At 42.4% G+C, this 26,598-nt stretch carries 30 protein-coding genes; 15 read left to right on the forward strand and 15 right to left on the reverse strand.

Going from position 1 to position 26,598, the window contains the following annotated elements; all coding sequences use genetic code 11:
- Position 1 precedes the first annotated feature (1 nt).
- The 8 genes from hemC to ahbD form a co-directional block, all read right to left on the reverse strand.
- Positions 2 to 928: a hydroxymethylbilane synthase gene (gene hemC, locus A9957_RS00855; protein ID WP_096711845.1), complete on the reverse strand. Its 927-nt coding sequence runs from the start codon at positions 926 to 928 to the stop codon at positions 2 to 4.
- A 14-nt stretch (positions 929 to 942) separates the two neighbouring features.
- Positions 943 to 2,205 carry a glutamate-1-semialdehyde 2,1-aminomutase gene (gene hemL / locus A9957_RS00860; protein WP_096711844.1) on the reverse strand — a complete coding sequence of 421 codons (1,263 nt, stop codon included), beginning with the start codon at positions 2,203 to 2,205 and terminating at the stop codon, positions 943 to 945.
- A 19-nt stretch (positions 2,206 to 2,224) separates the two neighbouring features.
- Positions 2,225 to 3,202, reverse strand: a complete 978-nt coding sequence (gene hemB, locus A9957_RS00865) for a porphobilinogen synthase (RefSeq protein ID WP_292342849.1) — start codon at positions 3,200 to 3,202, stop codon at positions 2,225 to 2,227.
- A gap of 15 nt (positions 3,203 to 3,217) precedes the next feature.
- Entirely contained in the window at positions 3,218 to 4,489 is a 1,272-nt protein-coding gene (hemA, locus tag A9957_RS00870; protein ID WP_096711842.1) for a glutamyl-tRNA reductase, read from the reverse strand.
- A 24-nt stretch (positions 4,490 to 4,513) separates the two neighbouring features.
- Positions 4,514 to 5,209 carry a bifunctional precorrin-2 dehydrogenase/sirohydrochlorin ferrochelatase gene (locus A9957_RS00875; RefSeq protein WP_096711841.1) on the reverse strand — a complete coding sequence of 232 codons (696 nt, stop codon included), beginning with the start codon at positions 5,207 to 5,209 and terminating at the stop codon, positions 4,514 to 4,516.
- A gap of 23 nt (positions 5,210 to 5,232) precedes the next feature.
- The gene (gene ahbB, locus A9957_RS00880) at positions 5,233 to 5,703 is read right to left on the reverse strand and encodes a siroheme decarboxylase subunit beta (RefSeq protein WP_096711840.1); all 471 of its coding nucleotides are present in this window, start codon (positions 5,701 to 5,703) and stop codon (positions 5,233 to 5,235) included.
- Positions 5,693 to 6,148, reverse strand: a complete 456-nt coding sequence (gene ahbA, locus A9957_RS00885) for a siroheme decarboxylase subunit alpha (protein WP_096711839.1) — start codon at positions 6,146 to 6,148, stop codon at positions 5,693 to 5,695. The genes ahbB and ahbA overlap by 11 nt, the downstream gene beginning before the upstream one ends.
- A 242-nt stretch (positions 6,149 to 6,390) precedes the next feature.
- Entirely contained in the window at positions 6,391 to 7,452 is a 1,062-nt protein-coding gene (gene ahbD, locus A9957_RS00890; protein ID WP_096711838.1) for a heme b synthase, read from the reverse strand.
- A 136-nt stretch (positions 7,453 to 7,588) separates the two neighbouring features.
- Between ahbD and A9957_RS00895 the strand changes: the two genes are divergently transcribed.
- From A9957_RS00895 to ablB, 15 genes are all read left to right on the forward strand, one after another.
- Positions 7,589 to 7,708, forward strand: a complete 120-nt coding sequence (locus tag A9957_RS00895; protein ID WP_096711837.1) for a CcmD family protein — start codon at positions 7,589 to 7,591, stop codon at positions 7,706 to 7,708.
- 10 nt (positions 7,709 to 7,718) lie between these two features.
- Complete coding sequence (locus A9957_RS00900) at positions 7,719 to 8,099, forward strand: cytochrome c maturation protein CcmE (RefSeq protein WP_096711836.1); 381 nt, start codon at positions 7,719 to 7,721, stop codon at positions 8,097 to 8,099.
- 28 nt (positions 8,100 to 8,127) lie between these two features.
- Complete coding sequence (locus tag A9957_RS00905; RefSeq protein ID WP_105459919.1) at positions 8,128 to 9,006, forward strand: polyprenyl synthetase family protein; 879 nt, start codon at positions 8,128 to 8,130, stop codon at positions 9,004 to 9,006.
- A gap of 12 nt (positions 9,007 to 9,018) precedes the next feature.
- Positions 9,019 to 10,203, forward strand: coding sequence for a radical SAM protein (locus A9957_RS00910; RefSeq protein ID WP_096711834.1), 1,185 nt, complete (start codon positions 9,019 to 9,021; stop codon positions 10,201 to 10,203).
- 264 nt (positions 10,204 to 10,467) lie between these two features.
- The gene (ahaH, locus tag A9957_RS00915) at positions 10,468 to 10,794 is read left to right on the forward strand and encodes an ATP synthase archaeal subunit H (RefSeq protein ID WP_096711833.1); all 327 of its coding nucleotides are present in this window, start codon (positions 10,468 to 10,470) and stop codon (positions 10,792 to 10,794) included.
- Positions 10,787 to 12,721 (forward strand): V-type ATP synthase subunit I, encoded by a 1,935-nt coding sequence (locus tag A9957_RS00920; protein ID WP_292342850.1) that lies wholly within the window; start codon positions 10,787 to 10,789, stop codon positions 12,719 to 12,721. The genes ahaH and A9957_RS00920 overlap by 8 nt, the downstream gene beginning before the upstream one ends.
- A gap of 4 nt (positions 12,722 to 12,725) precedes the next feature.
- Positions 12,726 to 12,956 (forward strand): V-type ATP synthase subunit K, encoded by a 231-nt coding sequence (locus tag A9957_RS00925; RefSeq protein ID WP_172425447.1) that lies wholly within the window; start codon positions 12,726 to 12,728, stop codon positions 12,954 to 12,956.
- Between the two features lie 55 nt (positions 12,957 to 13,011).
- Positions 13,012 to 13,563 (forward strand): V-type ATP synthase subunit E, encoded by a 552-nt coding sequence (locus A9957_RS00930; RefSeq protein WP_292342851.1) that lies wholly within the window; start codon positions 13,012 to 13,014, stop codon positions 13,561 to 13,563.
- Positions 13,564 to 13,570: 7 nt separating this feature from the next.
- Positions 13,571 to 14,644 carry a V-type ATP synthase subunit C gene (locus tag A9957_RS00935; protein WP_292342852.1) on the forward strand — a complete coding sequence of 358 codons (1,074 nt, stop codon included), beginning with the start codon at positions 13,571 to 13,573 and terminating at the stop codon, positions 14,642 to 14,644.
- Entirely contained in the window at positions 14,644 to 14,946 is a 303-nt protein-coding gene (locus A9957_RS00940; protein ID WP_105459924.1) for a V-type ATP synthase subunit F, read from the forward strand. The genes A9957_RS00935 and A9957_RS00940 overlap by 1 nt, the downstream gene beginning before the upstream one ends.
- On the forward strand, positions 14,937 to 16,673 hold the full coding sequence (locus A9957_RS00945; protein ID WP_096711828.1) for an ATP synthase subunit A: 1,737 nt from the start codon (positions 14,937 to 14,939) through the stop codon (positions 16,671 to 16,673). Before A9957_RS00940 ends, A9957_RS00945 begins: the two co-directional genes overlap by 10 nt.
- A gap of 2 nt (positions 16,674 to 16,675) precedes the next feature.
- Positions 16,676 to 18,058, forward strand: coding sequence for an ATP synthase subunit B (locus A9957_RS00950; protein WP_096711827.1), 1,383 nt, complete (start codon positions 16,676 to 16,678; stop codon positions 18,056 to 18,058).
- 17 nt (positions 18,059 to 18,075) lie between these two features.
- Positions 18,076 to 18,693: a V-type ATP synthase subunit D gene (locus tag A9957_RS00955; protein ID WP_096711826.1), complete on the forward strand. Its 618-nt coding sequence runs from the start codon at positions 18,076 to 18,078 to the stop codon at positions 18,691 to 18,693.
- A 409-nt stretch (positions 18,694 to 19,102) separates the two neighbouring features.
- Positions 19,103 to 20,416 (forward strand): lysine 2,3-aminomutase, encoded by a 1,314-nt coding sequence (gene ablA, locus A9957_RS00960; RefSeq protein ID WP_128754254.1) that lies wholly within the window; start codon positions 19,103 to 19,105, stop codon positions 20,414 to 20,416.
- Positions 20,409 to 21,239: a putative beta-lysine N-acetyltransferase gene (ablB, locus tag A9957_RS00965; protein ID WP_096711824.1), complete on the forward strand. Its 831-nt coding sequence runs from the start codon at positions 20,409 to 20,411 to the stop codon at positions 21,237 to 21,239. Before ablA ends, ablB begins: the two co-directional genes overlap by 8 nt.
- Before the next feature lie 31 nt (positions 21,240 to 21,270).
- Here ablB and A9957_RS00970 read toward each other — a convergent pair whose 3' ends face one another.
- The 7 genes from A9957_RS00970 to A9957_RS01000 form a co-directional block, all read right to left on the reverse strand.
- Positions 21,271 to 22,674 carry a hypothetical protein gene (locus tag A9957_RS00970; protein ID WP_292342853.1) on the reverse strand — a complete coding sequence of 468 codons (1,404 nt, stop codon included), beginning with the start codon at positions 22,672 to 22,674 and terminating at the stop codon, positions 21,271 to 21,273.
- A 10-nt stretch (positions 22,675 to 22,684) separates the two neighbouring features.
- A complete protein-coding gene (locus tag A9957_RS00975; protein ID WP_241645879.1) occupies positions 22,685 to 23,425 on the reverse strand; it encodes a hypothetical protein in 741 nt (246 codons plus the stop codon).
- 56 nt (positions 23,426 to 23,481) lie between these two features.
- Positions 23,482 to 23,955: a hypothetical protein gene (locus tag A9957_RS00980; protein ID WP_128754252.1), complete on the reverse strand. Its 474-nt coding sequence runs from the start codon at positions 23,953 to 23,955 to the stop codon at positions 23,482 to 23,484.
- A 9-nt stretch (positions 23,956 to 23,964) separates the two neighbouring features.
- Positions 23,965 to 24,774 (reverse strand): hypothetical protein, encoded by an 810-nt coding sequence (locus A9957_RS00985; RefSeq protein ID WP_128754251.1) that lies wholly within the window; start codon positions 24,772 to 24,774, stop codon positions 23,965 to 23,967.
- Between the two features lie 12 nt (positions 24,775 to 24,786).
- The gene (locus A9957_RS00990; protein WP_241645877.1) at positions 24,787 to 25,395 is read right to left on the reverse strand and encodes a hypothetical protein; all 609 of its coding nucleotides are present in this window, start codon (positions 25,393 to 25,395) and stop codon (positions 24,787 to 24,789) included.
- 1 nt (position 25,396) lies between these two features.
- A complete protein-coding gene (locus A9957_RS00995) occupies positions 25,397 to 25,903 on the reverse strand; it encodes a hypothetical protein (RefSeq protein ID WP_292342855.1) in 507 nt (168 codons plus the stop codon).
- A 175-nt stretch (positions 25,904 to 26,078) separates the two neighbouring features.
- On the reverse strand, positions 26,079 to 26,598 hold a 520-nt coding region (locus tag A9957_RS01000; protein ID WP_292342856.1), incomplete at its 5' end, for a glycerophosphoryl diester phosphodiesterase membrane domain-containing protein.

A 26,598-nucleotide genomic window follows, 5' to 3' on the forward strand; every position in this document is an offset into this window, starting at 1 on the left:
ATCAATCATTTTTTGGGGACAACTGCGAGATGGCTTCTTTTACCAGCTCTTTTCCGCCCAGAGCAACAAGTTTTTGACCCAGCTCTTTAGCATGCTCTCGATAATTATCTACCGGGATCATTTCATCCAGGCGGATATCCCGCTTTCCGTCAAGGGATAAGATCTCGGCACGTATATGTATCGTGTTGCCGTTGTCCACAAATTCTGCAAATGAACCAACCGGTACAATACATCCGCCTTCCACATCCCTGATCACCAGTCTCTCGACCTCTGTAGCGATGCGGGATTCGGCATGATCGATCTGGGAGCAGAGTAATTCCGCTTCACTGCCTGCCAGGGTAACCACGGCAATGGTTCCCTGATTGGCTGAGGGACAGAAACCATCGGCGTCCAGCCTATGACATTCGATGTCCCAGCCCATGCGTTGTAAACCCGCTTCTGCCAGTATAATTGCGTCATACGTACCGGATTCAAGTTTTTTAACACGGGTATTTATATTACCTCGCAGGTCCTGGACGTTCAGATCCGGACGGTAGCGCAAAAACTGGGCCCGCCTGCGCATGGATGTTGTCCCTACAATCGCTTCCTCGGGCAATTCGTCAAGGGTTGAACCATCATTCGTGAGAAGTACGTCATGAGGAGAATCACGTTCGATAACTGCTGCGATGGAAAGTTCTGCGGGTCTTTCAGTGGGCAGGTCCTTCATCGAATGGACTGCAATATCGATCTCCCCGGAAAGCATCCGGTCATCCAGTTCCCTCACAAAGGCACCAACACCTTCCACTTCGTGGAGGGGGCGGTCAGTGAAGGTATCACCGCTTGTCTTTATAATCTTGCGGGTAGTGGGGAATCCCCGGTTATCCAGGAGGCCACCAACGGTCTTTGCCTGTGCAAGAGCCAGGTCACTTCCCCTTGTACCAATTATCAAATCAACACATCCTATTACAGGCAGGATTCATAAGTTTCAAAGGTCGCTTCCAGATCATCTTCGGTATGTGCCAGAGAGAGGAAGTTTGTCTCAAACTGGGAAGGGGGTATAAAAATTCCCTGGTTCAGCATTTTATGGAAGAAATTAAAATAGCCTTCCTTGTCACATTTGAGTACATCCTGATAATTTGTTGGCATATCTCCAAAGAAGATCTTGAACATGGAACCCACTCCTGAAACACTGTAATCCAGTCCTTTATCAGTGACCATCTCGGAAAGTCTGCTGCGTACATCTTGCCCCATCGTATTGAGTTTCTCATGAGCATTTTCCTTCTCAAGCACATCAAGCACTGCATGTCCTGCAGCAACAGATGCCGGATGACCGCTAAAAGTCCCTGCCTGGTATACCGAACCCGAAGGTGCAATCATTTCGATGATATCTTTTCTGCCCCCGAAAACCCCTATTGGCATTCCTCCGCCGATAATTTTGCCCAGCGTTGTCAGGTCAGGTGTCACACCATAATACTCCTGTGCACCGCCCATTGCAAGTCTGAAGCCGGTTATTACTTCATCGAATATGAGCAGAGTATCATATTCCCTTGTAAGTTTCCTTATCTCTTCCAGATAACCTTCCTGTGGCAATACCGGACCGACATTACCCATTACCGGTTCCATGATGACAGCTGCTATATCATCGCTTGATTCAAGCAGGTCTGTCATGGCTTCGATATCATTATAGGGTGCCTGAAGAGTATGTTTGGTGAAATCCTGTGGTACACCCAGAGAGTCGGGTTTACCTAATGTGGAAGCACCTGAGCCAGCTTTGACAAGTACTGAATCGTGAGCACCGTGGAAACCGCCTTCGATTTTAACAAATTTGTTCTTTCCTGTATAACCACGTGCTGCCCGCAGGGCACTCATTGTGGCCTCGGTACCTGTGGATACAAAACGAAGCATATCGATGCCTGGATATACGGCTGCAATCCTTTCGGCCAGTTTGAACTCGGACTCTGTGGGGGTTCCATAGAGCCACCCCTTTTCAAGTTGATCACTTATTGCTTGCTTGACCACGGGATTTGCATGACCCAGCATATTGGGCCCGTAACCGAGGCAGTAATCGATGTATTCATTACCGTCAACATCTGTAATACGGCATCCGGAAGCTTTTTCGGTGTAGAATGGATAGGGTTTGATTGCTCGTACCGGACTGCTAACACCACCAGGGAGATATTCCCTGGCCTTTTCAAACATTGCTTTTGATTTTTCCAGATTGACCATGTAATCACATCAGTAAATTTTATTCATTCAGTAATTGTGCCATTTCCTTGGCAAAGTAAGTAATTATCATGTCCGCTCCGGCCCTTTTTATTGACATCAGGGATTCGTACATGACCTTTTTCTCATCCAGCCAACCCTGCTGGGCGGCTGCCTTGAGCATGGAATATTCTCCGCTGACACTGTAAGCCGCAGTTGGCATACCAAACTCCTGTTTTATCCTATAGATAATATCAAGGTACGGAAGAGCCGGTTTTACCATGACGATGTCGCCACCTTCCATGATATCCAGTTCTACTTCCCTCAGGGCCTCATCCGAGTTTGCAGGGTCCATCTGGTATGTAGAGCGATCACCGAAACAATAGCATGAATCAGCAGCATCCCTGAAGGGGCCGTAAAATGCGGAACAGTATTTTGCAGCATAGGACATAATTGGCACATCACTGAAATTTTCCTGATCCAGGGATTGCCTGATTGCACCCACCATGCCGTCCATCATACCCGAGGGGGCTACCATATCTGCGCCCGCCCTGGCATGGCTTGCCGCAATCTTGCCCAAAATGGGTAGAGTCTCATCATTGATCACATCATGGGTTTCATTATCAATAATACCGCAATGGCCATGGGATGTGTATTCACACATGCAGACATCGGTAATCACAACCATGTCGTCACCAAGTTCTTCCTTGATAGCACGCGTGGCCTGCTGGACAATATCATTGTCCCCGTAAGCACTGCTTCCCTTTTCATCCTTCTGTGAAGGAATGCCGAAAAGCATTAAAGAACTGATACCCAGGTCCGCCACGTTCCAGGCCTCACTGACAACCTCGGAAAGAGGCAACCTCAGGACTCCTTCCATGGAAGGTACTTCAACTATGGATTCTGCGGTTTCGTCAACAAACATCGGGTATATGAGGTCATCAACCCCCAGGGAAGTTTCACGTATAAGATTGCCTATCTTTCCGTTCCTGAGCCTGCGCATTCGAATATTTGGGTACATTGGTATCACAAGTCCTTATTTGCAATTTTCCTTTTCTTTTTTAGCATAGGGTTTGATGTTAAAAAGCTTGCAGGCCGAATCAAGAAAAGCCTCATCATTGTATTCAGCTGCATTACGCAATACCTTGGTAGGCTCTGCCAGGACCTTATTTGCTATGGCCCTTGTCAGGTCATCCAGGACTTTGCATTCCACATCCCCGATTGTGTGATAAGCTCCCAACCGGTTCACAGCCCTATCCATCTCATGTTTTCGCAGAGTATATATCTGGCTGTAAAGTTCGGACAAAAGAGCATCTGCCTTCTGTCTTTTGTACTGGTTTATGAGCATTTTGTATTCTTCATCAATTATAGTTTCAACTTTCTTTGCCTCTTCCATTCTCATCTGGAGGTTACGCTCATTAATTACCCTCAGGTTGTCGATGTTACGCAGGATAACTCCTGGAAGGCTTTCAATTTCGGGATCTATGTCCCGGGGGCTGGCGATATCTATCAGCAGAAGATTATCGTTCCTGTTCTTAAGGGATTTTTCCACTGTTGCTTTCTTCAGGACATAATGGGGAGCAGATGTAGCACTGATTATGACATCGGCCTGCTGTGTATAGCGATCAAGACTCATGAAATCCACGGCCTCACCCCCCAACTCATCTGCAAGTACTTTTGCCTTTTCATATGTGCGGTTTGCCAGATACACAACATTCATGTCCCTGTGTGATAATGCCCGGGTCACAAGAGTGCCCATCTCACCGGTTCCAATTACAAGTATATTGCGTCCCTGCAGGCCTTTTAACATTTCATCGGCAAGATCCACTGCAGCAGATGCAATAGATACAGAACCTCTGTTGATGTTGGTTTCCGTACGGGCTCTTTTACCTACCTGGATTGCCTTGCTAAACGCGGTCTCCAGTATTTTGCCCATGGTGCCTGCATTTTTGGAGATGGTATACAAATCCTTTATCTGTCCCAGGATTTGATCTTCTCCTATTATCATAGATTCAAGGCCACAGGAGAGTCTTAAAAGGTGGTATAAGGATTCTTCATGGTCATAGAATTCGACAATGCGGGAAGAAACACCCATTTTTTTTGCAAAATGGAAAAGTACGCTGCTCCCTCTGGGGGATACCACATACATTTCCAGTCGGTTGCATGTCTTAAGGACTGCGCATTCGTACACGAGCTCATGGGAACTTAGCTGGGAAAGTATATCCTCGATTTCACCCTGCCAGGCATCTTCCATTTCCTCCACTGTTGCCTTTGCATGGGAAATAACCATGCTAGATATTTCAGTCAATGTTATCCTCCGTTATTCAAGTGATTAATCCAGCTGCTCCTTTGAATCTTTGTCTGCGTGATTCCCAATGTGCTCCAACATTATATCATATGCTATATTATACGCTTTTTCATAGGACTCTTCAAAAGCATCCCATATCCTATCATCTTCAAGCACATCCCACAGAATTTGTTTCCTGAGGGGCTGGTTATCAATTCGTTCTTTTAGATTAGTGCGTAATTCATCCTGCAGATGTGCCATGTCTGCGTAATTCGGAGTGATAGTATGTTCGAGTTTTATGCGCGTATATCTGGAAAGAGCAGGGCTGTGGCCCAATGTGGAAATACCTACCGTTACAGGTCCGCGTTTTATCACCGAAGGGACTATCACATTCCCTTTAGAATCCACGGAATTCACGAATATATCCATATCAGATGCTATCAGGTGTATTTTCAGGTTTAATTCCCGGTTGCTGGTAGCAGGTATGACCAGAAACGCCCCTTCCAGATAACTGCGAATCATATCAGAGGGTATTTCATTTACATTTATTTGTACAATATCGATTTTATTGGATTCGTGCAGGGCAAGGATCTCTTCGGAAAAATCTTCACTGATAACGGTCACTTGAGCAAACTTGGAAAACAGTGATGCTTTGCGTTGTCCTACACTACCCCCTCCGAAAATCACTATCTTCTGGAAAGATAAATCTAGAAAAAGTGGCATATATTGGCGATCATACATTCTTGGACCCTCTCACATTACAGTTACAGCCTTACACCTGTTTTCTTGAACTCATGTTCACTGAACAAAAGACGATAATCATATATCCCGGTTGCATCTGCAATTTTTCCGGCAATTTCCTCACAGTCTTTTTTACTGTAGGAATGGACCATTGTAAAAAGATTGTATGGCCAATCAGGGTATCTGGGTCGCTCGTAACAATGAGTTACTTCGCTAAAACCGGACATCACTTTGCCTACGTCTTCCACCCGCTCGTCCGGTACATTCCAGATACACATGGCATTGGCAGTTATGCCGATGGTACGATGGCCTATTGATGCACCAAAACGACGTATGATTCCCTGATTTTGCATTTGCTTTAGTCGATCTACAATTTCCTGTTCACGTAATCCCGTCTCCTCTGCTATTTTTTTGAATGGGGAATGGGTAAATTCAATCCCGTGCTGTGTTACTTCCAGGATTCTGCGCGAAAGTGGATCGAGTTTATCGGACATCGAATTTCACCCCTATCTTGAAAAGACGTTTTGTGGGCAGGTCAAGTATAGGGCAACCTGTTTCCTCTACAATCTGTTTGATTATAGTGTCAAGGCGTTCACGATTTGCTGCAGAGATGGTAAACCATATATTATACTCCGCCGGGCGCAAATAGTTGTGAGAGACTTCCGGATGTTTATTAATGATTTCTCCAATCTCATGGGTTTGTGAATCCGGGGCTTTCAGGGCTATGAGGGTACTGGTTCCCCCGATCTTGCGGGTATTTATTATAGGGCCAACACGCCGTACAGCACCCTGATTATTAAGTCTCTCCAGTCTTTTTAGCAATTCCTCTTCAGGAATACCTATTCTTTCAGCCAGTACTGCATAGGGATTAACGGAAAGGGGAAATTCAAGCTGGATCTCATTCAATATCTTTTTGTCCATTTCATCAAGCCGGATCATGGGGAACTCACATTTATTCTTGAGAATAGAATAGGTTACGAGATGTAATCATGGATTATAATGTTTTCTTTCAAATTATCTGAATATTTGCAACAATAGTACTCTATATGGCACTCCAGTCCGAAATTATAGATTCATAGGTGAAAACATACTATATAATCAAAACAGCGACAGAAGGCAATAAATTACCGCATCGACTACCAAAAATAAAATGGGACTTTTCACCCACTTATAAACCTGTTTTATTTTTGGCGCGGATGATAGATACAATAAGGTTCTTCTTCCAGATAATCCCCGGTTGCCGCAAATGCCCGGGCACGGCACCCGCCGCACACATTCTTGTATTCACACTTGCCGCATTTTCCCTTAAGGAGACTGAAATCCCTGAGTTCGTTAAAGAGGGTTGAATTGTTCCAGATTTTCCCGAAAGATTGGTTCCTTATATTGCCGGCTATTGCAGGAAGGTAACCGCAGGGCTGCACATCCCCGGTACTTGAAACAAAACAAAAGGCAGTACCTCCCAGACACCCCCTGCTCACAGCATCAAAACCATGGGTGTTGATTGAAACTTCCATACCTTCTTTTTCCGCACACTGGCGCATTATCCGGAAATAATGGGGCGCACAGGTAGCTTTGAGTTCAAGGGAAGTATGCTTTTTCTGTTCATAGAACCAGCGCAGTATCCTTTCATACTCTGCCGGAGGTATCTCTTCATCTGCAAGGTTTTCTCCTCTGCCTGTAGGCACAAGCAGGAAAATATGGAGGGCTTCGGCGTTCAGGGAAATAGCCATTTTAAGGATACGTGGGATTTCCCCCAGATTTCTTTTGGTTATTGTAGTATTAATCTGAAAATCCATGTCTTCTGTCTTCAGGGCATCAATTCCTTCCATGGCTTTGTCAAAGGCGCCTTCAACTCCCCGAAATCCATCATGGGTTGCAGAGTCTGCCCCATCAAGACTTATGCTTACTCTCTTAATTCCCGCTTCTTTGAGTTTTCTTACAGTTTTCCTGTCAAGGAGGGTGCCGTTTGTGGCAAGTACCACCCTGAGGCCTTTGTTTGTGCCATAGTGGGCAAGTTCATATACATCAGGGCGAACAAGTGGTTCACCTCCACTGAGAATTAATATCGGGGACCCAAGGGAAGCGACCTGATCAATGAATGTTTTTGCCTCGAATGTGTCCAGTTCACCAGTAGCTTCTTTGTCGGTGGATGCACCTCTGCAATGCACACATGAAAGGTTGCATCTGGATGTCAACTCCCAGGCAATTAATCTTGGAGGAGTGGGTTCTTCTGACATAGTCATATCACAGTCATTTCAATTTATTTAAATAATGGTATACTGATTGTACCATTGATCAAATATATAGAATACAGGACCACATTACACATATAAGAGATAGGTAATCTAGTTAATTGCAAATTGAGTTGCGGTGTGAAATATGGACTCACTGAATACAGCATTTTTGATTGTTATCATAGCAATAGTTTCATATACAATATTCCTGATTCGAAAACGTTTACAGCTTCTTCGTGAATTTGAAAGGTTAAATCCTGAATGAAGGGAAAGTGATGGATAAAAAACAAAAACAAATTCTTGCAGTTATTACAATATTTGCCTTTGCTATCCTGGGCTTATGGGGCATAGATACCGGCCAGACTTATTACATGGTATCAGAAATTAAGGAAAATCTAGATGATTTTGAAGGGAATGACATCAACACAATGGGAGCCATCAAGCAAGGAACACTGGATGTAAAACCCGGTAATATAACTTTCATGCTCCAGGACATAGAGCAACCTGAAAAGTACATTGAAGTTGAATATACCGGTGACCTGCCGCCCAATCTTGAGGAAGGTAAAGAACTGAGTATTGAAGGAAAAATAGATCGGCAGGGAAATCTTAAAGCAGAAAAAATTGTCATGGGTTGCCCTTCCAAATACTCCGAATAACCTATGGTCATATTAAAGGGGCAAATCGATGGATATTGAAAAATGGGACGAATATCGGAGTATAAACAAAGCACTAATTGACTTTGTGGAAGAAATTGACCACGGTTCCAAAATGAAGAAAGTAGTTGCCCACATATGTCAATCCGGCGGGAAAAAGACCCGTCCTGTGGTTCTCCTCTTGTCATCCCGTATATGTGGCAGTGAAATTGGAAATGCCCTTGATGCTGCTCTGTCAATTGAACTTATCCACTCTGCATCCCTTATTCACGATGACCTGCTGGACAGGGGTATATTGAGAAGGGGAGCTAAGACCGCCCATGAAGTATATGGTATCCCTGCAGCAATGCTTGCGGGAGATTACCTGATATCCAAGTCCATTGAACTAATATCTGCATACGGTAAAGAAGTAGGCATAGAATTTGGCAGGGCAGGTATGGAAATGGCCGAAGGCGAGGCCATGGATGTAGATTTGCTGGAAAGAAATAGCAACAATCTAGCTGAGTATTTCAATTGTATTGAAAAGAAGACTGCTTCACTTTTTGCTGCCTCGGCAGCGATGGGGGCCTATGTTGCAGGAGCGGATGAGGATACAGTTTCTAAATTCAGGCTCTTTGGCAATAAACTCGGAACTGCCTATCAAATCGTTGATGATATGCTGGAATACACCAGTAAGGTAAATAACAAGGAATCAATACACATGTCCCCTTCGCTGGTAGATGTATACAGGCAGGATATGGCGGATTCAAAAGCAATAGCAAAAACCAGGGAAATTGTTGAACAACTAGTTTCTGAAGCACATGAAATAATAGATCTTTTCCCGCCTTCCCAATCCAGAAATAGATTACATGAGATAACCAATTATGCCACAAAAGGCCTTTTCTCTGAAGTTGGAACAAGGAAATGCTAAAAAGGTGAATTTATGAGAGTATATGAAAAACCCATGATTAAAGTTGATGCAAATGTGGAAGATGATAAAGTTGTACTCACCAGTGAGGGTCCCCTTTCCACCATTGCAAAACCTATTCTGAAACGTATTAACCGTATTTTTCAGGAAGAAAAACCCATTACATTTAATGATGAAGAGATCATATTTTCGACATGGGCCCCCCCGATTCCCAGCAATGCATTCAACAGGATGATCAGTTCCCAGATTGCCGCCATCATGAAAAAACGTGTGCCTGACCAATTCTCAATAGCTATTACCGATAGGTGCCCAAATAATTGTATTCACTGCGGAGCTGCGGGTTTCCTTACTGAGGAAGAACTAACTACCGAACAGATCAACAGTGCTATCGATCAATCCCTTGATCTTGGTGCTTACCTTATTTCTTTCGATGGCGGGGAAACAATGCTTCGAAAGGATCTTCCCGAAATGGTGAGGGCAGTGGATAAAGACCGGTGCATTGCAACCTGTTTTACTTCTGGCTTTGGCCTTACACCTGACAGAGCTGTGCGGTTGAAGGATGCGGGCATGTATGCCATGAGAATAAGCATCGACAGTCCTTTTGAAAAGGAACATGACCGTATTCGTGGCAGGGATGGGGCATACAGGGATGCTATTGATGGTATTAAGAACACCCTGGGAGCTGACATGCTGGCAGATATGTTTGTGGTGATCTCACCCGATAATATCGATGACCTTGAAGATTTCTATGGTCTTGCTGCAGATATGGGCATGCAGGAGATGTCCATCTATGAGATCGTTGCTGTGGGTCGCTGGCTTGAACATGAAGATGAAGTCATCACTCAAAAGGATGTGAAGACCATGGAACGTTTCCAAAAACGGATGAACAGTGGGCCAGACGGGCCACGTGTTACTTCATTCCCGTATTTCATGGGTCCGGATATGTTTGGTTGCTTTGCCGGAAGGCGATGGATGCATGCTACACCTTCAGGTGAGGTCATGCCCTGTGCTTATACACCGCTGTCCTTTGGGAATATAAAGGAAGAAAAGCTTTCTTCAATATGGGATAATATGGGTAAACACCAGGCATATCGTTCCAATTCCGATTATTGCATGATGCGGAATCCTGAATTCAGACAAAAATATATCCATACGATACCCAAAGATGAAATATTGCCATATAGAGTAAGAAATGAATAATTCTGTATTATATTTCTAAAAAGTAGTCATGTTTTTCATGAATAATTATTATAATCGGTAGGTTACGAACCGGTAAGAACCGAATGGCTTATATGCAAAGTTGTTTATGGGTATCTGCTGTTAACTTGAACTCCCTATACGAATGATTAAACATTACAATTATTCAATAGCAATCACCTGAAACCGAATAACTTATATGCGAGGTTGCTATAAGGGGCATAAAATCACGCTGCTTAACATATCACAGACGCGATGAGGATTCACATGGCCAAGGACAAAATCTTATCCGAGATAAAAGAAGCAGAACAAAGTGCTGCCAAAAAGGTGGAAGCAGGCCTGAAGGAGAAGGAGGACAAAATCGCCAGTGCCCGTGCAGAAGCCAGAGAAATAATTAAAGAGGCAGAATTAGATGCAGAAAAATCTGCAAATAATGCACTTAAATCTGCACAGGAAGACCTCCAGAAAGAGCACGAAGAAATCGTCAGCAAAGGCAAAAAGGATGCAGAAGAGCTGATAAGCAACGCAGAATCCAATGTTGATAAAGCTGTTGCAATGCTAGTGGAGGAATTCGAGAGGGCGATCTATGCTTAAGCCAAAAAGTATGACCCGTGCTGTTATCGTCGGACACAAAGAAGTCATGGATGAAACAGTAGACACGCTACACGATATCAATATCTTCCATATTGAAGAATATAACGAAGAAGATTCTACTTTCAAGATAGGGAAACCCTTTGAGAATGCAGGGGAAGTTTCCAAAAAACTTGTTCAACTGAGGTCAATTTCCAGTTTTCTTGGTATCAAGCCAAAAGAAGTTCCAAAACAGGACACAAATGTTCTGTGGGCAGAGCTTGATGATAAACTGGCTCGCCTGGAAAGTGAACTTGATGAAAAGACCGAAAAAAAGAACAGTTATGAAACAAGGTTAAAAGAACTGGATTCTCTCCAAAAAGAACTCGAACCATTGGTTTCAATCCCCATAGATCTTAAAAATTACAGAGGTTATGAGAGCCTATCTGTGTTTGCAGGTACTGTAAAGGGAGACATCAGTTCTGAAATATCTGGAATTACAAATGATTATGAACTCGAATTTGATCCAAATACACACACTATTGCTCTTTTTGTCAGGAAAGACAAAGAAGAAATCGTGGCTGAGATGTTGGCTGATTACGAGTTTCGTGAGATACGTGTTCCAAATATGGAAGGGACTCCTTCGGAGATAATTGCTGATATAGAAAGTGAAAGAAACACTATCAATGAGAAAATCACTTCACTTGAAAAGAGTATTTCTGACATAAAGGAACGTTATTCTGATTTCATACTTGCAAGTGATGAAATTCTATCCATTGAATCCCAGAAATCCGAAGCACCTCTGAAGATTGCCACATCAGAGCATACTTTTGTAATTGACGGATGGGTTCCATCAGATGAGTACAACAGAATGACCCGGACACTTGAATCTTCTACTAATGGAAGAGTATTTGTTTCCAAGCAGGAGGTTACAGAAGAGGAAGAGGAGGAAGTGCCGGTAGAGTACAATAACGCAGGGATCATAAAACCTTTCGAAACAATAATGAACCTTTACGCAAGGCCCAAATACAAAGAAATTGATCCAACTGCATTAATATTTATCAGTTTCCCACTGTTTTATGGAATGATACTTGGAGATATTGGTTATGCTTTAATTCTTCTGGGGTTGGCATTTGGAGTTAAAAAACTGTTTAATTCCGATGCAATAAAACCCCTGATGAATATATTGATATACTGTCAGGTATCGACCTTGATCTTTGGTATCCTTTATGGAGAATTTCTGGGATTCCCTCTTGCAAGCCTGCATGGGGCACATGGAATTGAACCCGGTCTCATAGCCGGATTTGAAACTATAAACCTGTTCCAGTCTCCTATCGGTGGGGAAATGATCACATACCCTATACACAGAACACATCTGGTAATGACCCTTATCGTGCTTACTGCTCTCATTGGTGTTGCTCACATAAACCTGGGGTATATCCTTGGTTTTATCAATGAGAAAAAGAAACACGGCTTCAATGCAGCGATGCTTGAAAAGGGCAGCTGGATAGTAGTTGAGATTGGCATTGTGCTTGCAGTTCTCGGATATGTAGGATACCTACCAATTGCTGTAGGTGCCGCAATATTCGTGATAGGTTTCATAATGCTGACTAAAGGAGAAGGTATTAAAGGTCCCATTGAGTTACCCGGTTTGTTGAGTAACTCCCTGTCATACACACGTTTGATAGCCGTGGGCCTTTCATCAATTTATATTGCATCCACTGTGAACCTCATCGCTTTTGAAATGATCTGGCCACAGGGAGGTATAGCAGCGGTATTTGCAATATTGGTATTCATATTCGGACATGCACTCAATACAGCCTTAAGCATAATCGCCCCCGGTCTACATGCTTTGAGGCTTCAGTATGTCGAATTCTTTACTAAATTCTATGAAGGCGGGGGCAAAGAGTACAGCCCATTTGGATATATAAGAAAGTACACGGAGGAATAATAATATGGTAGGAGAAGAAGCAATAATGGATCCGGCAGGACTTAAAGCAATTGGTGCAGGACTTGCAGTTGGCCTTACAGGACTGGCATCCGGTATTGCTGAAAAAGATATTGGTGCCGCCGCTATCGGCGCCATGGCCGAAAATGAAGGACTTTTTGGTAAGGGCCTTATCCTTACTGTAATTCCTGAAACCATTGTCATTTTCGGACTTGTCGTTGCACTGCTGATAAGCTAAGCGAAGTTTGAGAGCATTCAAAAATGCTCTTAATTTCTTTTTAAGGTGTGAGAGCATGGGACTCGAAACAGTAATTAAAGACGTCATGGATGTTGCGCAGGCGAAGGTCTCTGATATTAATGCAGAGGCAGATGCCGAAGCGTCCCGTATTATAGAGGATGCAAAGCAATCCGCCAAAGAAATCAAAGGGAAACGTCTTGCCAAAGCGGAAGATGAAATTCAGCGTATGAAACGGCAAGAATTATCCAGTGCAAATCTCGAAGTCAAAAGGACAATGCTCAATGCACGTAAAGAAGTGCTTGAAAAAGCCTATAACCAGGCATTCAATGAGATTGCAGGGTTATCTGCGGATAAACAGGAAACACTTCTCAAGAATATCATAGAAAGTCATGAATCTAAAGGCAGCCGTATCTATTCCAATAAGGAATCAGAAGATTTGGTGAAAAAACTGTCCTCTTTAGAGTATGCAGGCAACATCGATTGTGTTGGAGGTGTTGTTATAGAGAATGAGGATGGAAGTATCAAGCTTGATTATACCTATGAAGGGATTCTTGACAGCGTATATGAGCAGAACCTGAAACAGGTCTCAGATATCTTATTCGGGTGATATCAAGATGAGGCTTTTCCAGAAACTCCGGAGAAAAGGTTCCTCTGCAGCAAGCAGTGGGAGCTCAAATTATGCTTATGTTACTGCGCGTGTACGTGCAATGAAGAGCAATCTGCTTCCAAAAGAGACATATTCACGGCTTATGAACATGGATCTTGATGAAATTACCCGTTTTATCGGAGAAACCCGGTATAAGCAGGATGTAGACGAACTTGCGCGGAAATTTGAAGGAGTAGATCTCATCGAGCACGCATTAAACAGAAATCTTGCAGTCACATTCTCTAAATTGATTGATATTTCCGAGGGTGAACTCAACTATCTCATCACGGAATATCTGAAAAATTATGACATCTGGGATATCAAAACTATTCTCAGAGGCAAGTATTACAATGCGCCGATTGAAGAGATAAAGGATAATCTCGTTTCTGCCGGCCAATTCAAGTATAATTTCCTGTCAGAACTTGCTGAGAAAGAATCTTATGAGCATGTTATAGATGCACTCAGCAATACGGATTATTATCCAATTCTTATGAATTATGACGGAACGAATCTTCCTGAAATTGAAAATCAACTTGACAAATTATATTACCAGAGATTGTTCAATGCAATCGGTACACCAAAGTCAAGTGATCGTAAACTATTCTCCAAGCTCATTCGTACAGAGATTGACATTAAAAACATTAAAACAATGTTCAGGATGAAGAAAGAAGGTATTGAAGATGGTGAACTTGAAGATCTGGTTATAGATGGTGGGCTCCGGCTTAGTCTGAAGGAAATAAACTCATTGGTTCCTCTGCCTTTTGCAGATTTTATAAATTCACTTGAAAAATATCCATACTGGGATGCGATCTCAGATTTTGCATCTCCTGATATGGAATCTCTTGTCGATCTGGAAACAAGCCTCACCAAGTACAGTATAAAGTCCGCTGCCAGTTTTTCACATGAATATCCCCTTTCAATCGTTCCGATCATGGATTATATGATCAATAAAAAGAACGAAGTAAACAATCTGAGAATAATCATCAGAGGAAAGGCAGTTAACCTCGATGACGAGATAATCAGAAATCAATTGGTGATTTGATGGATCTGGCAGCTGTAGGTGATGGTCAATTCGTAACCGGTTTCAGATTAGCCGGTGTGCATAAAGTGTATGAAATCAATGATGATAACAGCCTGGAGGAAAAGGTAAAGGAAATTTTCAATGATCCCTCCGTAGGCATCCTTGTAATGCACAGTAATGATTTTGATAAACTACCGGAAACCTTGAGAGACACTTTAAGTGAATCCGTCGAACCAACATTGGTAACCCTTGGCGGAACCGGCCAAAGTTCCAACTTACGGGATAAAATAAAACAAGCGGTAGGTGTAGATTTGTGGAAATGAATGGTGAAATTTATCGAGTGGCAGGACCTGTTGTCACAGTCACCGGTATCAAGCCGAAGATGTATGATGTGGTAAAAGTAGGTCATGAAGGACTGATGGGTGAAGTAATCCGTATAGAGGGTGAAAAGGCTACAGTTCAGGTATATGAAGACACATCCGGCATAAAACCGGGAGAGCCTGTAGCAAATACGGGAATGCCTCTTTCAGTAGAACTGGGTCCAGGTCTTCTGGAAAGTATTTATGATGGTATACAGAGACCTCTGGAAGTTCTCCAGCAAAAGATGGGAGACTTCATTGAAAGAGGAGTAACAGCAAACGGTCTTACCAGGGAGAAGAAGTGGGAATTCACCCCTACAGTATCCAAAGGAGACAGTGTCAAAGGCGGAGATATTATCGGTGTCGTACAGGAAACACCCAATCTCGAACACAAGATAATGGTCCCTCCAAGAAAGTCAGGAACTGTAGAAGATATCAAAAGTGGTAAATTCGTAGTCGATGAAACTGTTTGTGTACTCTCTGACGGCTCTGAACTATCCCTTATGCAGAAATGGCCTGTAAGAGATCCCAGGCCGGTAGACAAGAAACTCTCGCCAACAAAACCTCTTGTAACAGGACAGAGAATCCTTGATGGGATGTTCCCTGTGGCAAAAGGTGGTACAGCAGCTATCCCAGGTCCTTTTGGATCAGGAAAAACTGTTACACAGCAGCAACTTGCAAAGTGGAGTGACACTGATATTGTGGTTTATATCGGATGTGGAGAACGTGGAAACGAAATGGCCGATGTACTGAATGAATTCCCGGAACTGGAAGACCCAAAGACCGGAAGGCCACTCATGGAACGTACAGTTCTTATCGCAAACACATCCAATATGCCTGTAGCTGCTCGTGAAGCATCTGTTTATACAGGTATTACCATTGCTGAGTATTACCGTGACATGGGTTATGATGTATCTCTCATGGCAGATTCAACTTCCAGATGGGCAGAAGCAATGAGGGAAATTTCTTCCAGGCTTGAAGAAATGCCCGGTGAAGAAGGATATCCAGCATATCTGTCCGCCAGGCTTTCTGAATTCTATGAACGTGCAGGAGCAGTCCATTCCCTGGCAGGTCTTGATGGTTCCATTACTGTCATCGGTGCAGTCTCACCTCCCGGTGGTGACTTCTCCGAGCCGGTTACACAGAATACCCTGCGTATCGTAAAGGTATTCTGGGCACTGGATGCAAAACTGTCCCAGAAGAGACACTTCCCTGCAATTGACTGGCTTACCAGTTACAGTCTTTACAATGACAGGCTTGCAGGTTGGTTTACAGAAAATGTCGGCAGCGACTGGAATGAACTAAGGGATAATGCAATGGATATTCTTCAGGAAGAAGCAGAACTTCAGGAAATCGTGCAACTCGTAGGTTCAGATGCACTCCCTGAGGACCAGCAGCTTACCCTTGAAATTGCCAGGATGCTTCGTGAATACTTCCTGCAGCAGAACGCTTTCCATCCCGTGGACACATTCTGTCCCTTTGACAGGCAGTATAAACTTCTGAAATCTGTATCGCAGTTTGGTGAAAAGGCAACCGATAAAATGGAAAATGGTGTCCCCATCAACAAGATCATGGAAATGGAGTCCAAGGATGAACTTGCCAAGGTCAAATATGAAGAAGACTTTGATGCAGCCCTTGAAACAATCATGGCAAAGATGGATGAAGAGTTCACACAGCTTGGAGGCAACTGAAAATGACCAAAGAATACAAAACCATTGTAGATATTGCAGGACCACTCATATTCCTTGAAAAAACAGAGCCTGTAGGATATGGGGAACTTGTTCAGATTAATCTCCCTGATGGGACCACCAAGAGAGGTCAGGTCCTTGATACCTCCGCAGATGTGGTTGTTGTACAGGTTTTCGAAGGAACTCAGGGTCTGAATGATGAATCCGGTGTAGTATTCAGTGGAGATACCATCAAACTTCCTGTTGCAAAAGATCTTCTCGGTCGTATCCTCTCCGGGTCTGGAGAACCCCTTGACGGCGGTCCAAGAATTATCCCCGAAAAAAGGGTAGATGTGAATGGGGCTTCAATGAACCCTTTTTCCAGGAGACCACCTGATGAATTTATCCAGACAGGAATATCCACGATTGACGGTACAAACACTCTTGTAAGAGGACAGAAACTTCCTATCTTCTCTGGATCAGGTCTGCCACACAATGAGATTGCTCTTCAGATTGCAAGACAGGCAAAAGTACCCGGTTCTGAGGAAGATTTCGCTGTGGTGTTTGCTGCAATGGGTATCACCAATGAGGAAGCCCAGTCATTCATGGAAGACTTTGAGAAGACAGGTGCTCTTGAAAGAGCGACAGTTTTCCTCAATCTTGCAGATGACCCTGCAGTCGAACGTATAATCACCCCGAGGATGGCACTGACAGCAGCAGAGTATCTTGCATACGAACACGATATGCATGTACTTGTAATCATGACTGATATTACTAACTATTGTGAAGCACTCCGTCAGATGGGTGCAGCCCGTGAAGAAGTGCCCGGTAGACGTGGATATCCCGGTTACATGTACACTGACCTTGCATCCCTCTATGAACGTGCAGGTGTAATCAAAGGTAACAAGGGATCTGTAACCCAGTTTTCCATCCTGACTATGCCTGGTGACGATATAACCCACCCGATACCCGATCTTTCCGGTTATATCACCGAAGGCCAGATTGTAGTATCCCGTGATCTTCACAGGAAGGGTATCTACCCACCAATCGATGTGCTACCATCCCTTTCCCGTCTGATGAACTCCGGTATAGGGGAAGGTAAGACAAGAGATGACCATAAGGCAGTATCCGATCAGTTGTATGCCGGATATGCTGAAGGACGTGATCTTCGTGGACTGGTTGCAATCGTCGGTAAAGAATCCCTTTCCGAAAGAGACCAGAGAATCCTGGAATTTGCCGATCTTTTCGAAGACCGTTTTGTAAGACAGGCAAAAGATGAGGACAGGAATATCGAAGATACCCTGTCCATAGCATGGGAAATCCTTTCCGAGCTTCCGGAAGCACAGCTTACCAGGATAGACAACAAGTATATCGATAAATATCACCCTGCACATCAAAATGCAGAGTGAACAAAGAGTGATCCACTATGGGCACAAAGGATGTTAAACCAACTCGTTCCGAACTTATTGAACTGAAGAAAAAGATAAAACTGTCCCAGAGCGGCCACAAGCTGCTTAAAATGAAAAGGGATGGTCTTATCCTGGAATTCTTTGAGATTTTGAACAAGGCCAAGGGTGTAAGGAACGAACTGGATGACGCCTATGATAATGCCACTGAAAAAATAGGGATCGCTGAGGCAGTCGAGGGCAGAATGGTAATAAAATCCACTGCTCTTGCTCTCAAAGATGGACCAGAAATAAGTCTTGAAAGCCACAATATTATGGGTGTGGTGGTCCCTAAGATCGAAGCATCCAGTGTGCATAAACCCATCAACAAAAGGGGATACGGTATTCTCGGAACAAGCTCCTACATCGATGAAACTGTCGATTCATATGAGATCCTTGTTGACAAGATTATTCTTGCAGCAGAGATTGAGACCACTATGAAGAGGTTACTTGACGACATCGAGAAAACAAAAAGGCGTGTTAATGCCCTTGAATTCAAAGTAATTCCCGAAATGCAGGAAGCAATGGACTTCATCCGTTTCCGGCTGGACGAGATGGAACGTGAAAACACCTTCCGCTTAAAGAGGATTAAGGCATAATGCCTACCGCAGCACCTGATCGGCCTAGACTGGCCGACAGGCTTTTTTTTAGAATCACACAACCCCACAACCTTGCGCGTATTCTGCGCTGGGCATGGTTAATATCCCTTATGATGCTGGTATTTGGTTATCTTATCATTTATTTCAGGATTTCAGATTACTTGAATATCTGATTACATAATTGATTGGAACCATTCAGTAAAGTATATATATCTTCTTCCACTATATATAAACCGATAAATAGACAACATGCGGTTCTACTAGTTGTGATATTTTGCTCAACAAAGGTGATATACCTATTTAATTTCATTTTGCCTGCGTTATTTTTTAGCTGTGCGTATGGTCTTATGCAACTTTTGCAGGCAAATTCATTCAATAAGTAATTATAAGTTAAAAATGTGGTACATTTATGACACAGCACACACAAACACAAAAAGAAATAGCTAAAAAAATCGATTCTGATACTGTTATTGCCAACTGGAAGGACTGGAGATGGCAACTCAAGCATTCCATCGGTGATATAGATACATTTGAAACCTTGCTTGGCATCAAATTCAAACCCGGGGAAAAGGATAAACTCAAACAAACCCTGGAAAAATTCCCATTATCCGTGACTCCTTATTATCTCTCTCTTATAGACGCCGATGATTTCAGGAATGATCCCATATTCCTGCAGGCTTTTCCTTCACCAAAGGAGCTGGACATCGATGAAGATGACCTTGAAGATCCTCTCTCTGAGGAGGAGGATAGTCCTGTTGAGGGGATCACACACAGGTATCCGGACAGGGTATTGTTCCATATAAGTAACACCTGTTCGATGTACTGCAGGCACTGTACACGTAAGAGAAAAGTGGGAGATGTGGATTCCATTCCTACCAAAGATGCAGTCTCTGAAGGACTGGAATACATCAGGAATACCCCACAGGTACGGGATGTCCTGCTTTCGGGCGGAGATCCTTTTATGTTGCCTGATGCTTATCTGGACTGGATTCTGACACAATTGAGAGAAATACCTCATGTAGAGGTAATTCGTATCGGTACAAGGATGCCTGTGGTGCTTCCTTACAGGGTAACTGATAATCTTGTAGAAATACTCAAAAAGCATCATCCTCTCTGGATCAATACCCACTTCAACCATCCACGTGAAGTAACAGAATCTTCCAGAGAAGCCCTGCGTAAACTTGCAGATGCAGGAATCCCCCTCGGAAACCAGACGGTGTTGCTTTCAGGAGTGAATGACTGCCACAGAATCATGAAAAAGCTTGTACAGAAACTTGTGCAAAACCGTGTACGTCCTTATTACCTCTACCAGTGCGACCTTTCGGAAGGCCTGTCCCATTTCCGCACTCCGGTGGGCAAGGGTATAGAGATAATGGAACACCTCATCGGCCACACAAGTGGTTTTGCAGTTCCGACCTATGTTATCGATGCTCCCCACGGAGGAGGTAAGATACCTGTCATGCCTTCCTATCTCATATCCTGGTCCACCAACAGGGTTATTTTGCGTAACTATGAAGGTGTGATCACTTCCTATAAAGAACCGGATTCCTATGAGCCGATATACTGTGACCGTAAATGTGAAGAGTGTAAACTCCAGCTTAAACTTGATGATGCAGCTGAATATAAATCTACAGGTATTGCAAAACTGCTTGCCGATCATGATGAAGTTGTAAGTCTTGTACCGGAAGATACCGAAAGAATGGAGAGAAGGGACGTTGAGTGATATAATCGAAAAAATAGGCAACTCCCTGATCCAGCACGGTACGTACAATAATCGTATTTACCTTATGAAACTGGATATTGGCGATCTGCCGGATCTTATACCTGAAATGGATCGGTTGGCAGAAAAACGCGGCTACAACAAGATATTTGCAAAAGTCCCTGCAGATTCCAGAGATGTTTTTGAAGCAAAGGGATATGTGAAGGAGGCCGGAGTACCCGGCTACTATTCCGGCAAGAAGGAAGCCCTGTTCATGTGTAAATATTTCACAGGGAACAGGCAGGAAGACACACAGGTTGAGGATGACCGGATTATCTCCACTGCCAAAGATAAGGCAGGAGACATCATGAATCCTGAATTACCCGAAGGTTTCCTGATACGGATGTGTACGGAAGCGGATGTACCTGCAATGGCAGAGATCTACGCCGAAGTATTTCCTACATATCCTTTTCCTATCCAGGACCCGGCCTACCTGAAAAAGACCATGGAAGATAATGTTGTATATTTCGCAGTTGAATATAAAGGTAACATAGTTGCCCTTTCCTCTTGCGAGATCGATTTTGAAAACCGGAATGCGGAAATGACCGACTTTGCTACACTCCCTCAGTTCAGGGGAATGGGGATGTCCACTTCTCTCCTCTCAAGAATGGAAAAAGAAATGGATAAGAAAGGGATCCTTACCCTGTATACCATCGCCCGGGCCGCGTCCTATGGTATGAATACTGTTTTTGCAAGGCTTGGGTATGAATTTACCGGAAAACTTGTTCAAAATACCAATATATCCGGTAATCTTGAGAATATGAATGTATGGTACAAGCGTATTTGAGTAACTCTTAAATAAACATTCTCCATATAATTCAGTTTATTATATCCATTTCAAGTTCATTCTGTGTTACATGTAAATAAGTGATTCCTCCGGCCTTCACATCATAGTCTATTGTCACTGAAGAAGTGTCATAATCTACCGGATCACTATTACCAGGACTATTAATATTAAACACCACAGAACCATCTTTTGTCAACAATTTCAAATAGTGCTGTGTGAGATTATTAAGCGAAAATGATGTATTTGTGCTATTGATAACAACATCGGGAAGTTCAGTTGTATCTCCCGAAAAATTCCATGAAAAATCCGGGTCTGCACCGTTTTTGTTGGGAGGAGCATATTTCATCATAAATGAATCATTTAGGAAATCCACTGTGCTTTCGCCGTTATTTACCTGAAATACATCCTTCCCTTCCCATTTTTCTATATACTCAGATCCCACGGATTTATCCTTATAGGTAACTTCAATCTCCAACTGGTCATTACCACCACTTTTGGAAAGGCTGTATATCAGAGTCTTTGTACCCGAAATTGCTTTTATTTCGTAGTTGGATGGATTCAGGCCCTGACTGCCAGCCGCTTCTAAATTCATATAAAAATCATAGATAGGCAGAGTCTTTGATGCATTTACAGCCCCTATTTCAATCTGGTTGGTAAGGGTTGTTGTTCCCATGGGGGGAACTACATCCAGTTCAATAATTGCGGTCTTATTCACATCATCTTTTTCTGCATTGGTATAGGTCATTGACTCCGCATAATTGGCCCATGCATCATAATATTCACTTTCAATATAGATATAGACCTTGTCAGAGGTCACGGGATTTGTTCTTGACGGCGATATGGATGTGTTGGGATACAAGACAAAAGGCCTGTTGTCCGATGTTACGGCAATGTTTACTTCTCCTTCTCCTGACGTTGAGGAGGAGCCATTGATCGTCATTATAGGTAAAGTGAGTGTTTCCCCGTTGTAATGAAATTCCGGGGGTGAAACCATTACAGAACCGCCATTTTCCCTGTACTTTGACCAGACGCCACCACCTTCATAAGCAATCTTCCTTTCATCGAGAGTATATTCAAAGGTACCCAATGAGCAATTGACTATAGGGGTAGAATTTGTAGTGTTCTGGATGACGATTCTTATATTACTGTTGTCGGAATATTCACCGTTAACACCAACTTCGCCTCCCATGAGGGAAAACGATGTAGTCTGGAGAGGAGATTCTCCGAGGGCTACTTTACTCATACGGGAGTCAAGAATCGTAAAAGCCTGTTCTACGTTTTGTGATTTGGAATTATCCTTCAGTTCATCAATTGCAGGGACGCTGTAAACCATCATTGCACTGATGGATACCACAGTAAGAGCAAACATGAGCAGAATACCAATAACAGAAGAGACTGCCTTACAGGAGACGGATAGGTTACTCATTCGTATCATATATCCACCATTATTCCACTCTCACCTTCATAGGTGAATGAGTTATATATACGTCTATATTTTCGGAAAAATCCTCTTTCCTTAAATGTACAGTTGTATTTGTTTCGTCTCTGTTTATTACCTGCATACCCATTGTTTCATTCAGGTAATTTTCCCAGCCAGTATAATAATCACTTTTCACAGTAATATCTACAGATGATACATTTTCATAAGAAAATACCGATGAATACCCTCCGTCTGCAATAACTCTGATCAATCCCTCTCCCGAAATTCCATTTGAACCCATTACTGCAGCAACAGGTATTATCATATTGTTGTCAGAAAGGACAAAACCGGGTTTTTTGACCATAATTGTGCCTTCATTTCCATATTTTGCCCAGACACCCGTATTTTCATAAGCTACTGCAGTTTCTTCATAAGAATGCTTTATTTCTCGCATTTGCCTTTTGAATGTTTGATTCTCCAAACCTGCAGATGAAGAATTCCAGGTCTGCATTGTTACATTGATAGTACTGGTGCCGCTGACCAGGGCATTGCCTCCATACATTTTTAGTTCAACTGATTGTGAGGGAGCCATATCGAAAACGACTTTGTTTATATTTTCACCTAGTACAATATGGCTCTGCTTTATATTTTCGGTATGGCCGTGCTCCTGGATATTTTGAAGAGCAGGATAACCTGCAACTCCTATTATAGATATGGCTATTAGCATTATTCCAAGTATCAATATGGTATCAACTACTTCTGACACTGCTCCTTCGGACTTGAATATTTTTTTGGGAACAATATGCATGAGATCGCCATTTTTTAGTGGACTTCTATTATCTCCGTAGTACTGTTGTAAAAGAAGTAATGCTCACCTGTTACACTGTTTATCGTAGCGGATTCTATATCTGTTGTTGTCAATTCATAGGGTATCTGGACCCTGGTTTCAGCAATGCCGTCGGATTCAAATATTATTTCATGTGTTTGGTTTGAAATTTGCATATAATAATATTCATCCGCTATTTTCATAGGTAACACAATATCGGATTGTATTTCTTCAACATTACCTCCGGATTTTCTGGTAAGGTTTATTGTTGTATCAATCTTAGTAAGCTGAAGAGCAATGCTACTGCCATGTATTTCGAATTGTTCCCGCATAACGGAATGTTCATTCCGATCCATCATTACATAGGAAGAATTCATCACAGACATAAATACCATGATCGTTATTACAAATGTCAATATAAAACCAATAGCTGTAGAAACTGCCCTCCTGTCATGGTATATTTTTTGCATATTAATCACTCACGGGACCGTTACGGGCAAGGTCACATTGATTTTGTTTTTACTTGAAGAGATAGCCACCGTTGCATTGATCATCTTGTATCTCTCACACCTGAATGATTCACCGTCAGTGAGTTCTCCTGATAGTGAATACAGTCCAATAACATTGCTTGAGTTTAAATATTTCAGACTGTATGTCTTCCCTGCTGTACTGTTGTCAAACTGGTAAGTTTCATTTTTGATATCTATTGGGATATGGTCGATGTTATAGGTTTGATTTGAAACATTAACCTTTATATTACTCCCCTCCTCATACATTTTCATAAACCAGATGGATGAACCGGATTGATCTAAGGCATGCACCTCGAAAGGTTCTGATATATCCCCCAGATTACTGGTATTAACTTCCATTGTGAAATTATCCGTAGCATTCACATTATCGATTATCGTCCAGTTCTCCTGCCCTGAGGATAAACCGTTTTTTGTAAAATATGCATCCTGGAGAGTACTGTTGGTAAATGAAAACGATACTCCCTTATATGCATATAATATCGTAACTTCACGGGAATAATTTTCAAGATAGCGACTGAAGACTGTATGATTGAAAGAAGAACCTGTGGTTGCATTGTAATAGGCTGCCTTTGTTGCTTCATCGGTCATACGGGCAATATTGGATACTTCAAAATAACTTATATCATTATTTGATTCAGAGGCTATGTTACTTGCATAAATAATATTATTTAGCATTACAGTTGAAACTACAACCATAAATCCTATGGTAAATGCAGCGAGCAGCAACATCTGTCCTGAATCATTAGATTTATCCATCATTCACTCCCTTTTTTACATACGCCACATTGTGAGTTTTACATCAACTATATTGTAGAAATCCGTTGTATTGTCCATATCTGGAATTGAAGTTCTGTTCTCAAAGGAAGAGGGATTTGCAAGGTCGTTATTTGAAAGTACAACTTTCCTTGAAACTATCACAGCATTATCAGAGGGGTCACCGTTGTATATGTAAGGCGATGTGAGAGTATTTTCTGAATCCAGCCTGAATGTAAATTCCATATTGTGGCCGATTCCTTTTGCTACCAGAGTTTGCTGCAGTAATTCTTTGACCGGACCACTGATAGTATCACTGCTGTTTGTCCTGGATATGTAATGAGTAGCGTTCCAGACATATTCATCACCACTCCACCCTATGATCTCTTTTTTGAGTTGAGAATCCTGATCATATTGTGAATGATCAAGTGCCATTACCATATCCTGGCCCAGGGTATATAGCTGTGATTCAATGTGTGCATTTGCTGTAGAAGATGTCAAAGGAGTAATTGTGGTTGCCTGAACGGCAAATATGAGTACCCCGATCATTACCATCGCTGCCATTATGGCTTCAAGTGTGTGAAGTTGTGCCGAATCATCATTACGAAAAATAAATTTCAGTGCCAATTTACCACACCCTGACAGATATTGTGGCGGTTTGCACATTATTGTTTTCTGAATCTTCAAAAAGAACAGTTCTTTTTGTTTGTCCTATGTTTCCAACAGAAGGCAGTGGCTTTCCAGCCATGTATATTGTCGATGAATTATGTTCGAGAGTTATATTCAGATCATAACTACTAAATTCCCCTTTTAACCCGAGAGAGGACAAAGTCGTTTCATAACTGTTATTTAACAATGAAAAAAAAGTTTCCGTATTTTCGCGGTTAATGAGGTTGGTAGTGGTCATATCTCCAGAACCCATTTCTTTTTCTGTGATAGTTACTGCCACACGATCTGCAATCAGGGTTACTTCATCTGATTCAGAATTAAATGGCGTAAACAACCCGGAAGTATAATTGAACACAAAAAAAATTGCAAATATAAAAATTGTAATTGCGGCCAGATAATCGATTGTAATCTGGCCATCTAAGCCTGTTTTAAGCGTATTATCTTTCCTTGACCTGTATGTCATCATATTTCAGTCCATTCAAAAGATGCCAGAATATAACTATATGTTACCGATTCCTCAAGTATGTTTATTTAATAATATGAATTATAAAAATATGGCGATGAATGTTGATAGTATTGAAAGTGCCTTCTGTGTGTACCAATATGTAAAATTTATGTACACAAAAAAACAAAAGAAAAAATTAAAGGGACCTCTGTACCCCTTCATTTGTATCAGATGATGTGTCATCAATTTCTTCAAAATCTGCCACATAGGTATATGAGGTATCATTATTTTCTATCATACGATATGTGACTACCACAGATGCGATCACAACAATCGGAGTAGTAATCAGTGAACCAATAACTACATAGCTGCCGATGGCACTGATTATCCAGAGAATGATGGAGATGATTGCCGTATCCAGGAAATTGTTTTTTCCAATCTCAATACTTTCCTTGATGGCATCAACTCCACTGTAGCCCCTGATGACAAGTAACGGAAAAGCATACAGTAACAGTATGGAAAGGATAATTCCCGGTATTATGAGCAGCATATAGCCAACTAATAACAGAACAGCCGCCACAATAGCGAAACCCCAACTTCTCACGAAATGATCAAATCCACTGAATACATCTTTGTAATCAATAGGCTCTCCCTTAACACCCCTGACAGCCATATCTACCAGCCCATAGAACAGCGGGGCAATTGTCACAATAAGA

It is taken from the genome of Methanohalophilus sp. DAL1, from assembly GCF_001683555.1.
GTDB lineage: Archaea > Halobacteriota > Methanosarcinia > Methanosarcinales > Methanosarcinaceae > Methanohalophilus > Methanohalophilus euhalobius.